Here is a 12175-nt window from a genome sequence, read left to right as displayed (position 1 = left end):
ATGGCAGGGACCGCCGAGAGCCCGCAGACCTGCTCGCTCTCGCCAAGACACAGAGCTTAAACCCCGAAAGCTTTCAAAATTGCGCGCCTAAGTCCCATTTTCTTGCTAAACAGGGACGGAGGAGCCGATTAATGCCCAAATCCCCCGTGCAAGACTTTCCGGAAATCTTCGTCTCCACCAGTGAGACGGCGACCGCAGTGTCGCGCGCGGTCAGCCAGGGCGAGCTCCGGCAGATCGGGTCCAAGCTGTATACCCGCAATCTCGTGGACCCGCCCGAGCAAATTGTCGGGCGGCATCTATGGACGCTTGTCGGTGCCTATATCCCGGGCGCGCTGATCGCCGACCGAACCGCGATCGAGAACAAGCCGGCGGCCGATGGCTCGGTCTTCGTCGTTTCCGATCGCAAACGCGACATCGAACTGCCGGGCGTGACGATCCGAACCCGCCGGGGGGCGCCCCCTCAGCCCACGGACCTTCCGTTCGTCGGTAATCTCTTCCTCTCCTCGACGGCGAGGGCCTATCTCGACAACATGGCCCCCTCCCGTCGGCGCGGTGGAGACGTACCGCGCACCCTGACGCGCAGTGAGATCGAAACCCATCTCGACACCCTCATTCGTCGCGGGGGCGATGAAGCGGCCAACAGGCTCAGGGACGAGGCGCGCCGGATCGCGCCCATGATCGGGCGCGAAGTGGAGTGCGAAACCCTGGAAAGACTGATTGGGGCCCTTCTCGGCACACGCGATGAGCCCCTGGTCACGGACGGAGCCCAGGCGCGCCGTTCCGGCTTTCCCTTCGATCCTGAACGGCTCGCGCGTTTCGAACTTCTGCATCGGGAACTGAGAGCAACGGCGCCCGTCATCCGCCCCGCCGCCGAACGTCCGGCGGAAGGACGGTCAAGCCTGTCCTTTTTTGAGGCCTATTTTTCCAACTTCATCGAAGGCACGGAGTTCGAGGTCAGCGAAGCCGCCGACATCGTGTTTCGCAACGTCATCCCCCGTGACCGTCCTTCCGACGCTCACGACATCCTCGGCACCTGGAGGCTGGTTTCAGATCCTGTCGAAATGGCCAGGACGCCGCGCGACGCTCCCGAGTTCTTCGATATTCTCAAACGTCGGCATGCCGCGCTTATGGCCGGCCGGCCGGACAAGAATCCGGGGGCCTTCAAGCAGGAGGCCAATCGGGCCGGACAGACGACTTTCGTGGACCCTGCTCACGTCGAAGGCACGCTGACGCGCGGGCTTGAACTCTATCACAGTCTGGAAACACCCTTCGCCCGGGCCGTCTACATGATGTTCCTGGTGTCAGAGGTTCACCCCTTCACTGACGGGAATGGCCGGATCGGCCGGATCATGATGAACGCCGAACTCGTCGCCGCCGACGAAGAGCGCATCATCATTCCGACCATCTTCCGCAGCAACTACCTGACAGGACTGAAAGTGCTTTCAAACAGCGACAATCCAAACACCCTGATCCGCAGCCTGGATTTCGCGCAGAAATGGGTGGCGGCGGTCCCCTGGACCGATATCAGTGCAACGCAAGGCGTCCTGGACAGCTGCAACGCCTTCATGGACCCGGCCGAGGCCGACGAACGCGGCATAAGACTACGCCTTCCCCAGACCTTCTAGACGGGGATTGTCGACCTACCCGGCCTGGCTCCGCGCCGTCGCACCTGGCCATGCGACGCTAGAAACCGAAATCAATCTGATCGGCGGATGCCGGTCGCTTCCGCCGTCGGGGCGGCACCGCCGGCGCGGCGGGCCCTGCAGGCGCCGGCGAGACCGCGCCTGTCGCGACGACCGTCTCCTTGTCGGACTTGCGGCGCGGCGACCGCGTGGTCTGGATCAACTTCGGCTCCCGGGGTCGGGCCAACGGCTTGGGATGCGGCAGGCCCCGGACCGTCCGGGTCGCCTTCCACGCCGTCAGCTCGCTTTCCCACCAGCCCACCCGGTTGGGGGAGATGCGCACGGGTTCGGGAAAATCCCCGACCTGCTGCAGGCGCCATGCGGTCGACCGGCTGAGGCCGGTGACGTCCCGGACCCGATCCCACGGCAACAGCCGGTCCTCCGGCCCGCCCGTCTCGATCGGTTCGCCTTCGGGTTCAAACGTCATGACACGCCTCCAAACATCTGGTCAGCAACCGCTTCGAAGACGGTGCAAAGCGTTCGGGCGTCGACCGCGGCATCGACGCAATCGCGCCTCGCCCATCGCCGGGCCACCGCCTTGACCGCGAAACTGGCGGCGGGGTCCGCCAACAGAGCCTCAATCGTCGGGGCCACCGCGGCATCCCGGCTCAACCGGTCAGCCACGACGTCGTCCCCTCGCCGCAGGCGGTGCGGCGGTGCGGATGTCCGAAATCTGCGACCGGGCCCAATCCCGCAACAGGTCTTGCGGATAGAAGGGCCTGGACCGGATGTGGCGGCACGGGGGACCATTGCCGCCCGTGGACCACAGCCGCGCCAGGGTGGCCGGTTTCAGTCGAATCCCGAACGAGACCAGGAAGGCCGAGGCCTCCGCCCGCGTCAGCAACAGCTCGTCGATCGCTGGAACGATCTCCACCGCATCCTCCGCCTCCCCGATCATTGACCGGCTCCGCGAGGGCGGCATTGCCGGGCGCTGACGACGCCCTGGCCTGCGGTCAGCGCCAGGTAACAGTCAACGACAGTCGCCACATACGACCGGGTCTCGGCTATATCCGGAACACGGCCGAGCCGAGCCACGCGCGCAGGGCCGGCGTTGTACGCCGCCAGCGCCAGCCTCAGATCGCCGAAGCGCAGGATCTGTCGCGCCAGATAGTCGGCCCCTCCCCTGAGGTTTTCGACGGGGTCGAACCGGTCGACCACGCCCAGCTCCCGGGCTGTGTCCGGCATCAGCTGGGTCAGGCCGCCCGCCCCGACGGGGGAGCGCGCATCCACCCTGTAGCCACTTTCCGTGATCACCAGGGCGTGAAGCAGCTTGGGATCCAGACCGTGCGCCAGGGCGGCGGCCTCGATGGCGTCCCGAAAGGGTTGGTCCAGAACCGCCAGCCGGGGAACCTCCAGACTGTCCAAGGCGTCCGTGACGGCCGGCTCAACCGCCGGCGTCCCGAACAGACTTCCTCCGGCCCCGGCCCAGTCCACCTGCTGGGCCGTAGCCGAGGCCGGGGCTGCGATCACCAGGGCGGCCGTCGCGATCCAGATCCTTCTCACCATGTCAGTATCTCCCGATAGACGCCGGTCACCCGGGAGCGAGCGACCGGACCAAAATAGCGGCTGTCGAAGCTCGACGGCGTATCGCCGAGCAGGAACAGTTCTTCCTCGTTGAGCCGGCGGCACCCGCGCCATGTCGGCAGGGCGACCCCGCGCCGGTCCCGGTCCTGGACGACCAGTGTGCGCCCAGGCGTGACCAGCTGGTCGTCCCGCCGGCAGACGGTGTCGCCACCGACGGCGGCCACCCGTTTGATCAGCAGCAGGTCGTCGGGCATGCCGAGCCGCTCCAGATAGGCGCGAACGGCGGAGGGTTGCGGGACAGCGACGACTGTATCGCGCGCAGGCGCGGCCCCGGGCAGGCGGACGTAGACGCCCCGCGGCAGGCTGGCGCTTTCATTGATCAGCACCGGCGCCGGTCTGTGATCCGCAATCAGAGCCAAACCGGTCAGGGCGACCAACGCCAACCCCGGCGCGATCCAGTGCTTGCTGTTGGTCCGGGAGGCGGTCATGGCCGATAGGGCTCCAGGATCAGGTCCCGGGTGATCATGACCCGGACGGGCGCCCCGGCCCGGAGCCGGATCGAAGGCCGCACCTCCAGTTCGCGGTCCACCAGTCGCCCGCCGACCTGGGACCCCTCGATCGCCGCCGCGTCCCCGGCGTCGCCCAACAGGCCTCCGGATCCGCCGCCGTCGTCGTCGCGGGCGATCTGTCCCAGGGTGGTGATGGCGCCGGCGAACAGCGTCCCCACCATCAGTGGCCAGAGTCGGCGATCCACCTGGCCGCGGACGCCGACTGCGCCCTGCGCGTCCACGCCCGGCTCGCTGGTCAGGATCAGACTCTTGCCGTTGGGCAGGATCAGCCGTTCCCAGGTGAGGAAGGCCCGGCGGTCGCCATAGGCGCTCCGTCCCTCCGACGACCCGATCAGCCGCGTGCCCTGCGGCAACAGCAGATGGCGACCGCTCACGGAGTCATAGACATTCTGGGTCACCGTCGCGATCACGGGGCCGGCACGGGAGGTGTCCACGGCCGTCAGAAGCGCCGCGGGCACGATCGCCCCGGCCTTCAGCTCGAACGGGGACAGCGGCGCCACCAGCACATGGCCATTGTACATCGCCTCATGGTCCGGACTGACGGCGGGCGATCGATCCGCGCCGGACGCCTGCGGCCCCGCCCTTGAGCCCGTGGGCGAAGCTCCCGTGTCTGCGAAAAACAGGCCGGAGCGGGCCGCCTGTTCACGCGGGCTCGGTCCCTGATCGCGCGCGGCCGCCGCCGGCCGATAGGCGGTGTGACCAGCCCCTGCGCTCCCCGCAGGCGGCGCATCCGCCCCGGCCGGTTCCGTCTGGCGGTCCGCGATGCGCGGTTCGGGCAGACGATCGTAGCTGGCCGGCTGGTCGGTGACCGCCTCTGAGGGCCGGACGACGCCGCGCGTCTGCTCCTCGCGCGCCTCAGCCTGCCTTGCCCGGGCGCTGTCGCGCAGCTCCGGCTGGACCACGAAGGCCCAGGCCAGGGAGCCCGAGACCAGCACGGCGCCGCCGATGACGAGAACCTGGACCACGGATTTGCGTAGGCGCACGGCATGGGGCGGCGCCGCCCGGGCGGTCAGGCCCGGCGCGGGCTCCTTGGGCGGGAGAGACCCCGGGGCGGACTGAAGGGGATCGACGTCGATCATGAACGGGCTCCTGAAAGGCGACGGATACGGACGACCTGGGGCCGCCGGTCGCCCAGGCGCAGTTCGGCCCGGTCGAACACCCGGTCGACGACGTACAGGCCGCCGACCTGCCGGTAGTTGACCATCTGGGCCTCCCCGTCCGGGGCGATGACGAACAGGACCGGCGCCTCATCGACCTGCAGGTCCGCATCGAAGGTGATGAAGGTCCGCCGGCCGTCATTGAATACCGAGGTCGGAGTCCAGCGTGGTCGCCGGCCCCGGGACTCGATCCGGTAACGGGCGTCGAGCTGGCCCTGGGGCATCACGACGGGCTCGCGGACAGGCGCAGCCGCACCGGCGTCCACCGGCGCGCCAACGGCCAGGATCGAGTCCGCGTCCCAGGCCACGGCGGCGTTGAAGGCGTCGACCCCGCCGCTTTTCAGATCAATGAGATACACCCGCCTGTTCGTTGTCAGGACGAGGTTGGTTTCCAGGCCTCGTTCGAGAGGTTTGAGCAGTACATGGGTCCTCTGGCCCGCGCCTTCGCCCGACACCGCCTCGCCGATCTGCCAGCGCACGGTGTCGCCCGCCGCCTTGGCCACCAGGGTCTCGCCCGGGGCCAGGGTCAGGGTGGTGACCCGAAGCGGGGCGGTCCAGACCTCGAACACCCGGCCCGGTGACCAGGTGAACACCTGGACCCCGCCGACGAAGGCGTCCTCCCGCGACGGGGCCCGCGCCGACGCATTGGCCGCGGCGATGGCCCGCCGCCCGGTTGCGCCGGCCGGCGCGTCCCCGGTCGATGCGTCCCCGGCCCGCGGCGGCACCGACGACGTGACGGTCGTCGCGCGAGCCGGCGCCGCCTCATAGGATTGTTCCGTGGGCGGGGGCGCATGCGGACCCGCGACGACCGGTTCGGCGCCGTCGGTCGATGTCGACGTCGATATCGATGTCGACACCTCGATTGGAACAGTGGCGGCCGTTTGGCCCGCCCAGGGCGCCGCGGGCGCCGGGTCGTGGCGGAAAACCGCACAGCCTGACAGCGACAGGCCCAGGGCGGTCAGGATCAGGAGGCGTCGGGGGTCCATGATACATCCTCGATTTTCAGTCCAAGGGGGTTCTTCATCAGCTCGGCCTCCGTGCGGGGCGGCTGCACGGTCGTGGTGATCAGGGCTCGCCAGCGCTCGGTCCCCGCCGACTGGCCGTTGACGAAGCGGGTCTCGCGCCATTGCAGGTCGAACGTGCGATCCGTGCGGCGCACCACGTTCAGGATCTCGACATTGACCGCCTCGCGCCCGACCTCGGCGAACGGGTCGTGAGCCTGGGCCCAGGCGTTCAGGAAGGCTGCCGCCTTCGGCGTCATCAGGTCATAGGCCCGCAGCCAGTTCTGGCGGATGACGATGGGATCGATCGACTTGGAGCGGACGTCGCGGACCCATCCCGCGAGGGCATGACCGATCTGGGCCTCATTGGGCTCATAGCGCCCGCCGATGGCGGTGACCCAGCGCATCACTGTCGAGCGATCCGGCGTCCTCGATTTCAGGCTCCTCGGGCGTGTAGCAGCGCACATCGACGCCCGTGCCGGCGGCGGGCCACATGACCATGGTCGTCACCACCCGCCCGCCGCACCCCGTCTGGTCGGCCTGCACCCGGGCGCGGATCATGGCGACGACCGCGGCGTCAACAGCCTCGGAATCACAGGCCTCGGCGAGGGCCTGCCGGACCGCGTCCGCCCGTGCGTTGAACGCCTCCCGTTCGGCGCGGTAGCGCGCCATGTCGTCGGTCGGGAGCTGACCGCCGTAGACATAGCCCAGCGCCTCAAGGTCGTCCGGGAGGTCCGGCTCAGGTCCGGCGGTGACATGCACGGCGATTCCCTCGGCCTCGAACACGGCGGCGATGGCGCGCGCCCGACGCATCCACAGGTCCGTCAGGATCTCCGGATCGAGCAATACGGGCGCGAGTTCCCCGAACAAATCCGCCTCGGTGCGCCCGCCCGCCTCGCCATAACTGTCCGCGTCGACGAGAGCACAGCGTCGATCCCGGCTGGTGACACGCCCCTCGTCGAGCCGCTCAGTGATGCGCCAGTCCTGAAACCCATGCCCGTCAAGCGCCGCCTCGGCGAGTTCGGCCTGTTCGGCCTTGTCGGGCAGCCGGGCCAACAGCCTGGCCTGTTTGAGGGTCATCCGCCCGGCCTTCAGGGCCACAAGGGCCGCCGCAGGCAGTCCGGCCAGGGCGGCCAGCCGCTTGATGTCGATCTCGGCGTAGCCGAGGGCCCGGGCGATCACAGGCACGGTCAGCTTCGATTTCAGCATCCGGCCGATGGCGGCGATGATGTCGGCGACATGGACGGGCACGGCGGTGTTGGTGAGCAGGACGGCGGCCGCCTGACGGGCCGGATCGGTCTCGACACAGACGGTGACGGGATAGTCCGCGTCGATCTCGCCGGCGTCCAGCAACAGACCCAGGGCGAGGCGGCGGCGACGTCCGTCCAGCGCCAGCCAGGGCTGCTCCTTCCTGCCCCGCCCGGGCCGGACGGTGAGGCGCTGCAGCTGGCCGGCGGCCTTCAATGTGGCGGCCAGGGTCGGGATGTCGTCATCCGGCGGCTCGTTGAACCGCAGATTCTCGCGAGCGATGCCGATGTCGCCGAGGCGGACGGTGCGCTCGTCGCGCTCGACGGCTACGGCCGGGACGGGGTGGGAAACAAGGTCGGTCATGTGGGCTCTCCGGCCGGGCCACGGGGCCCATCCCCGCCGCTCCGGCACCCCGTCAGCGCCCTCGCTCCTCCCCTTTGGGCGCTTCCACCGCCACATCGTTCCAGTCCCCGAACGAAGGGTCCGGCAGCCGGATGCGAACCTCCAGGCCGACGGTCGTCAGGCGTCGCCGGAGGCGTTCCGCGGCGCGCTCGCCCGCGGCTCCCCGGTCGGCGGCGATCAGCAGCCGGCGCACCGGCGGCGGTGGCGTCCAGGCGGCGAGATTGTTGGCCGCCATCAGGGCCCAACCCGGTAGCTGGAAGCGATCCATGGCGGACAGGGTCGTCACCACCCCCTCCCCGACGAGCATCTCCGGGGCGCCCGGAGCCAGACGAACAGCGGCGCCGGGTGGGACCCGGCCGACCGTCTTGCGTGTCAGGCGAAGACCCGCAGCGCGACGCCCGTTCGGGTCCAGATAGGTCAGTTCGACCCCGGTCAACCGGTCCTCCGTGTCGCTGATCCGCGCGACAAGGGCCGGACGGCCTCGCCCGCACGGTTGGTAGACCGCGATCGGCGCCCGGGGATGGAATCCAAGGTTCAAGGCGACGTCGACACCCCGATGACGCAGATAGCGATCCGCCACGTCGCCGGAGCGGATGGAGCGACAACCCGTCCAGAGTTCGGCGGCGACCCGAAGGCGAATGTGCGGATCGGCCCTGGGGCCCCACAGACCCGGTCGTGCCCCGCCGATAAGTCGGCCGGTGTGATCGATCAGTCCCACGTCGCGCAGATGATCGCGGACGACCCGCCAGTCGGCACCGCCGAACCCGTGGATGACGACCCGGTCATCGGTCAGCAGAAGCGAGACCGAACGATCCCGGGCGCTGTGGCCGGGCGCGGGGATATTGGCCCGCCGCCCCTCGCAATAGAGTTCGCCGCCCAGGGCGGCGACGATGCGGTGCAGGGTCATGACAGCCTCAGATCAGGCCGAGGGCCTTGAAACTGGCCGTCCCTTCCCGGCCGACGACGAGATGGTCGTGGACCTGAAGATTGAAGACCCGCGCCGCCTCGATGACCTGGCGCGTCATCTGGATATCGGCCTGCGACGGCGTCGGATCGCCGGAGGGATGGTTGTGCACCAGGATCAGGGCGGAGGCCGAAAGCTCGAGGGCCCGGCGAACGACTTCGCGTGGGTAAACAGGCGCGTGATCCACTGTGCCGTGCGCGACCAGCTCATCACGGAGCAGGTTGTTGCGCCGGTCCAGAAACAGGGTCCGGAACTGTTCGCGGGGCTCATGCGCGAGCGCCGCCCGGACATAGGCCACGAGCGCCGTCCAGGAGGTGATCACGGGGCGGCGGCAGGTTTCATCGCGCGCCAGGCGGATCGCCAATTCCCGCAGCAACTTGAGATCGGACAGGGCGACCGGATCAAGTCCGGGCGCGCGCGCCAGTTCACCGGGCTCGGCGGCGACGACGGCACCCAGTCCGGAAAACCGCTCCAGCAGGGCTCCGGCGAGCCGATGCGTGTTCTTGCCGGGATCCCCGTGCGGCCCCCGAACCGCACGCCTCAACATCAAGCCCAACAGGGCCTGATCATCCAGCGCCGCGTGAACCAGGGTCGGTGGCGCGGGCGGACAGCTATGGGGGTCCGGGCCCCAGGCCCGGGTCGGGTTCGGTCTCATGGCGGTCTCTCCTTCTCCGCTCCACCACGGAGCACCCGCCGTCCGGCCTTCCTTTCTCTCCCTGACCGGACCTGGATCAGGCGAAGGGCCGTCCCTCCGGACCCTGAGCTCCGGGCCACGTTCCCGGCGGCCGCCCGACGCGACGCCGATGCCGGTGGGTGAGCCCCCGAGAGCGCCCCGCAGGCTGTGCGAATCCAACCCGAACGTGGCGACGCAAGGCCTCGGGCATCGCGACAAGTCCAGGGCGGGTCTGAGGAGACGTCTCTAGATGATGAAGCGATCCCAGGACCCGTAATGCTCCTGGCTACGACGTCCACGCGGCAGGCTGAGCCCCGCGACGACCAGGGCCAGGAGCGTATCGGACAGACCACCGGCGACCGTTCCGCCCCCCAGGACCCAGGGCGTGACGACCAGCCCGGCCGCGAGCACCAGATTGAGGAAGCGGAGGGCGCGCGCCACCTCGGCCATGGCGATCACCGACACGGTAATGATCAGGGCTCCGATCAGATGGTCCGCGTCAGCCAAGGGTGGGGCCGCGCCGAAGACCAGTCGTGAGAACATCAACCAGACCCCAAGTCCGGCACAAACCACCAGGGTCCATGGCGCGTTGACGCCGCGCAGCGCCGAGGCGGCGGCGGCCGGGAGGCTGTGCGCGAAGCCGGGGCGGCGATCGATCGTCCCTCCGGGCAGGGCGTCGCCGCGGAAGAAGGCGCGCCAGAAGGGCCGTCCCCGGCGGGTGTTCAGCACCATGAACTGTCCCATGGCCACCAGTTCGTCGAGCGAATAGGGAATCATGACCAGCATGGCGACGCCCGCCGCGATGCACAGGGTGCAATAGGTCCCGATGACAATCGGCTGGGCGATGATGAAATAGATGCTGACCACGCCGAGCGGCACCACGACGATGCCGAACAACAGCACCATCCAGGGCATGGTGCGCCAGCGCGCCCGGCCGCCCATGGCCCCCATCAGGATCTCGATCATATAGGTGATGGTCCCGACTCCGCCGTCGGCCACCGGCCAGGCCTTGGACATGTCGGAGGTGATGATGTGCTCGGTTCCGTTGAGCGGTCCGGGAACATTGAAGAACGGCTCCCAGACCGCGTCGATGTGGCCCAGCTGATAGGCGGTGAGTATCCGTGACAGCACGAGACCGATCAGGCCAAGAGCGATGATCGGCACGCGCTGGAGGTAGGTCGAGGGACAGTAGCTCCAGCCCGGCGGAGTGTCGGTCTCGTCCATCATCCCTTCCATGCTCATCCCGGGCATCATCGGGATCAGGATGGTCAGGGCCACCACCAGGGCGCCGACCAGCATATCGTTGCTGTATATGGCCGCGCTCGGCGTCCAGAACAGGATGGAGGCACCGAGCAGCCAGATACCGATCACGGCATTGGCCCATTGAGCCCAGCCGCCCCTGGGCGACATGGACAATCCGGCGAAGACCATGATCAGCACGCCGCAGATCACGTCGTTCCAGCCGCTCAGGGCATTGCGAAGGGCGGGCGCCCACAGGTTCCGGTCCTCGGTGACCGCCAGGATGGCGGTCGAGAATTCGGTCTGGGTGAAGACGCCGAAGATCAAGGGAACCGTCGCCAGCCACAGGCCCAGCCCCATGGTCAGCCAATGCACCCACAGCATGTCGAAATGCATACCGCGCATGGAACGGGCGTGGTCGGCGATCATCCGGCTGTGTTCCGCCGGCTTCATGGCGTGGGCCCGCGACGCCGCCGCCTCGACCTTGTCATCGGCGACCCGGGCCGCGTTGAGCCGGTTGGCCTGGTACCAGGCGAAAGGGTCGGCCTTCAGCCCGGCGACGATGGCCGGCAGGCTCTTGCGAAGGGTGTGTTTCGGAGACCAGCCCAGATGGGTCCGCGCTGCGGTCAGGTCGAGCTCATAGTGGTCTCCGGAGATGTCGACCATCCAGGGCCGGATGAAACCGTCCTCATCGAAGACTGCGGTTTCAGCCCAGGCCCCCGCCTTGGCGGCGGCCTTGGGAATGGAGAGGGTTTCCCATGCCTCGTCATGGATCAGCCGACCCAGATCGCGCTGGATTTCGTCATAGGTCATGACATCGGTCTCGCCAAGCAGGACCGGGAAGACCTCTGGAAGATCCTCGCGTCGATCGATCACCCGAGCGATGGCGGTCATCAGATCATCGAGGTGCAGGGAGGGCTGGCCGGTAGCCAGATTGCCCGGATAGACCCGCGCGCTGGCCCGTTTCTCGTAGATGCGGGCGATTTGCTGGGCCAGGAAGGCAGAGTGACCGCCGTCGTCATAGATCCCGGCCGGCCGCAGGAAGACGGCGGAAATTTTGCCGCGTTTTTCGCGGATCAAGGCCTCGGTGAGAACCTTGGATTCGCGATAGGGCAGACTCGCGTCGAGAGGCGCGGTTTCGTCGATCGGCCGGCCCGGCTCCGTCGGCTGGTGCACCAGCATGGTGCTGGAGAAGACGAACTGCTCGACGTCGAAGGCCTGGAGAGCGTCCAGGAGGCGGCCGGTTCCGCGCACTGTCACCGCCTCGTAGCGCGGATCGGGTTTGCCACTGAGATCGAAGAAGGCCGCCAGATGGATGACCGAAGCGATCTTGCGACCGTATCCCGTCCGCACCCGGTCGAACGCCGCCTCGACGCTCGCGTCATCCGCCAGGTCGATGCAGACGCATTCGGCGTCAGCGGGCGGATGGGGCGGCAGGTCGCGGTCGAAACCGATCACCCGGAACCGTTTGGCCAGACGTTTGACCAGGGCCGAGCCGATGAACCCGCTGGAGCCGGTGACGATGACGACCGGCCGATCGCTGGCCGGCGTCGCCATCAGCCGCGCCCTCGCAGATATTTGATCAGGGCCGCGATCGCCAGCACCAGACCAACGATCACCAGGAGGCTGACCAGCCCCATGCCGCCCATCATCCAGCCCATTCCATTTCCATCCATCATCGCTCTTCTTCCTCGTTCAGGCCCGTCCTGCGACGGA

General features: G+C 68.4%; 14 protein-coding genes. 1 reads left to right on the top strand and 13 read right to left on the bottom strand.

Going from position 1 to position 12175, the window contains the following annotated elements; translation table 11 throughout:
- The first annotated feature begins 131 nt into the window (after positions 1–131).
- The gene (locus AC4PRM_RS11080; protein WP_339930773.1) at positions 132–1625 is read left to right on the top strand and encodes a Fic family protein; all 1494 of its coding nucleotides are present in this window, start codon (positions 132–134) and stop codon (positions 1623–1625) included.
- Between the two features lie 58 nt (positions 1626–1683).
- Here AC4PRM_RS11080 and AC4PRM_RS11075 read toward each other — a convergent pair whose 3' ends face one another.
- From AC4PRM_RS11075 to AC4PRM_RS11015, 13 genes are all read right to left on the bottom strand, one after another.
- Positions 1684–2109 carry a helix-turn-helix transcriptional regulator gene (locus AC4PRM_RS11075; protein WP_339930771.1) on the bottom strand — a complete coding sequence of 142 codons (426 nt, stop codon included), beginning with the start codon at positions 2107–2109 and terminating at the stop codon, positions 1684–1686.
- Positions 2106–2306: a hypothetical protein gene (locus AC4PRM_RS11070; protein ID WP_492039896.1), complete on the bottom strand. Its 201-nt coding sequence runs from the start codon at positions 2304–2306 to the stop codon at positions 2106–2108. Before AC4PRM_RS11070 ends, AC4PRM_RS11075 begins: the two co-directional genes overlap by 4 nt.
- Positions 2299–2580 (bottom strand): hypothetical protein, encoded by a 282-nt coding sequence (locus tag AC4PRM_RS11065; RefSeq protein ID WP_492039895.1) that lies wholly within the window; start codon positions 2578–2580, stop codon positions 2299–2301. The genes AC4PRM_RS11070 and AC4PRM_RS11065 overlap by 8 nt, the downstream gene beginning before the upstream one ends.
- Positions 2577–3188 (bottom strand): lytic transglycosylase domain-containing protein, encoded by a 612-nt coding sequence (locus tag AC4PRM_RS11060; RefSeq protein WP_339930767.1) that lies wholly within the window; start codon positions 3186–3188, stop codon positions 2577–2579. Before AC4PRM_RS11060 ends, AC4PRM_RS11065 begins: the two co-directional genes overlap by 4 nt.
- Positions 3182–3694, bottom strand: coding sequence for a S26 family signal peptidase (locus AC4PRM_RS11055; protein ID WP_492039894.1), 513 nt, complete (start codon positions 3692–3694; stop codon positions 3182–3184). The genes AC4PRM_RS11060 and AC4PRM_RS11055 overlap by 7 nt, the downstream gene beginning before the upstream one ends.
- Positions 3691–4854: a TraB/TrbI/VirB10 family type IV secretion system protein gene (locus tag AC4PRM_RS11050; protein WP_492039893.1), complete on the bottom strand. Its 1164-nt coding sequence runs from the start codon at positions 4852–4854 to the stop codon at positions 3691–3693. Before AC4PRM_RS11050 ends, AC4PRM_RS11055 begins: the two co-directional genes overlap by 4 nt.
- A complete protein-coding gene (trbG, locus tag AC4PRM_RS11045; RefSeq protein WP_492039892.1) occupies positions 4851–5918 on the bottom strand; it encodes a P-type conjugative transfer protein TrbG in 1068 nt (355 codons plus the stop codon). The genes AC4PRM_RS11050 and trbG overlap by 4 nt, the downstream gene beginning before the upstream one ends.
- Positions 5897–6340: a conjugal transfer protein TrbF gene (gene trbF, locus AC4PRM_RS11040; RefSeq protein WP_492039891.1), complete on the bottom strand. Its 444-nt coding sequence runs from the start codon at positions 6338–6340 to the stop codon at positions 5897–5899. The genes trbG and trbF overlap by 22 nt, the downstream gene beginning before the upstream one ends.
- A complete protein-coding gene (locus AC4PRM_RS11035) occupies positions 6306–7544 on the bottom strand; it encodes a hypothetical protein (RefSeq protein ID WP_492039890.1) in 1239 nt (412 codons plus the stop codon). The genes trbF and AC4PRM_RS11035 overlap by 35 nt, the downstream gene beginning before the upstream one ends.
- A 52-nt stretch (positions 7545–7596) precedes the next feature.
- Complete coding sequence (locus tag AC4PRM_RS11030) at positions 7597–8490, bottom strand: toprim domain-containing protein (protein ID WP_492039889.1); 894 nt, start codon at positions 8488–8490, stop codon at positions 7597–7599.
- A 7-nt stretch (positions 8491–8497) separates the two neighbouring features.
- Positions 8498–9202: a RadC family protein gene (radC, locus tag AC4PRM_RS11025; RefSeq protein WP_492039888.1), complete on the bottom strand. Its 705-nt coding sequence runs from the start codon at positions 9200–9202 to the stop codon at positions 8498–8500.
- 264 nt (positions 9203–9466) lie between these two features.
- A complete protein-coding gene (locus tag AC4PRM_RS11020; RefSeq protein ID WP_492039887.1) occupies positions 9467–12016 on the bottom strand; it encodes an NAD-dependent epimerase/dehydratase family protein in 2550 nt (849 codons plus the stop codon).
- Positions 12016–12138, bottom strand: coding sequence for a hypothetical protein (locus AC4PRM_RS11015; RefSeq protein WP_339930638.1), 123 nt, complete (start codon positions 12136–12138; stop codon positions 12016–12018). Before AC4PRM_RS11015 ends, AC4PRM_RS11020 begins: the two co-directional genes overlap by 1 nt.
- Positions 12139–12175 lie beyond the last annotated feature (37 nt).

The organism is Brevundimonas sp. DW-iso22, assembly GCF_058725425.1.
Note: the sequence above shows the minus strand (reverse complement) of the source record. Positions and strands in the feature narration are given on the sequence as shown.

What these genes read in the sequence shown, in the direction of transcription:
- AC4PRM_RS11035 (WP_492039890.1), bottom strand. Translation starts at nt 7,544, where the DNA reads ATGACCGACCTTGTTTCCCACCCCGTCCCGGCCGTAGCCGTCGAGCGC.
- AC4PRM_RS11020 (WP_492039887.1), bottom strand. Translation starts at nt 12,016, where the DNA reads ATGGCGACGCCGGCCAGCGATCGGCCGGTCGTCATCGTCACCGGCTCC.
- trbF (WP_492039891.1), bottom strand. Translation starts at nt 6,340, where the DNA reads ATGCGCTGGGTCACCGCCATCGGCGGGCGCTATGAGCCCAATGAGGCC.
- AC4PRM_RS11080 (WP_339930773.1), top strand. Translation starts at nt 132, where the DNA reads ATGCCCAAATCCCCCGTGCAAGACTTTCCGGAAATCTTCGTCTCCACC.
- AC4PRM_RS11065 (WP_492039895.1), bottom strand. Translation starts at nt 2,580, where the DNA reads ATGATCGGGGAGGCGGAGGATGCGGTGGAGATCGTTCCAGCGATCGAC.
- radC (WP_492039888.1), bottom strand. Translation starts at nt 9,202, where the DNA reads ATGAGACCGAACCCGACCCGGGCCTGGGGCCCGGACCCCCATAGCTGT.
- AC4PRM_RS11055 (WP_492039894.1), bottom strand. Translation starts at nt 3,694, where the DNA reads ATGACCGCCTCCCGGACCAACAGCAAGCACTGGATCGCGCCGGGGTTG.
- trbG (WP_492039892.1), bottom strand. Translation starts at nt 5,918, where the DNA reads ATGGACCCCCGACGCCTCCTGATCCTGACCGCCCTGGGCCTGTCGCTG.
- AC4PRM_RS11015 (WP_339930638.1), bottom strand. Translation starts at nt 12,138, where the DNA reads ATGATGGATGGAAATGGAATGGGCTGGATGATGGGCGGCATGGGGCTG.
- AC4PRM_RS11075 (WP_339930771.1), bottom strand. Translation starts at nt 2,109, where the DNA reads ATGACGTTTGAACCCGAAGGCGAACCGATCGAGACGGGCGGGCCGGAG.
- AC4PRM_RS11050 (WP_492039893.1), bottom strand. Translation starts at nt 4,854, where the DNA reads ATGATCGACGTCGATCCCCTTCAGTCCGCCCCGGGGTCTCTCCCGCCC.
- AC4PRM_RS11030 (WP_492039889.1), bottom strand. Translation starts at nt 8,490, where the DNA reads ATGACCCTGCACCGCATCGTCGCCGCCCTGGGCGGCGAACTCTATTGC.
- AC4PRM_RS11060 (WP_339930767.1), bottom strand. Translation starts at nt 3,188, where the DNA reads ATGGTGAGAAGGATCTGGATCGCGACGGCCGCCCTGGTGATCGCAGCC.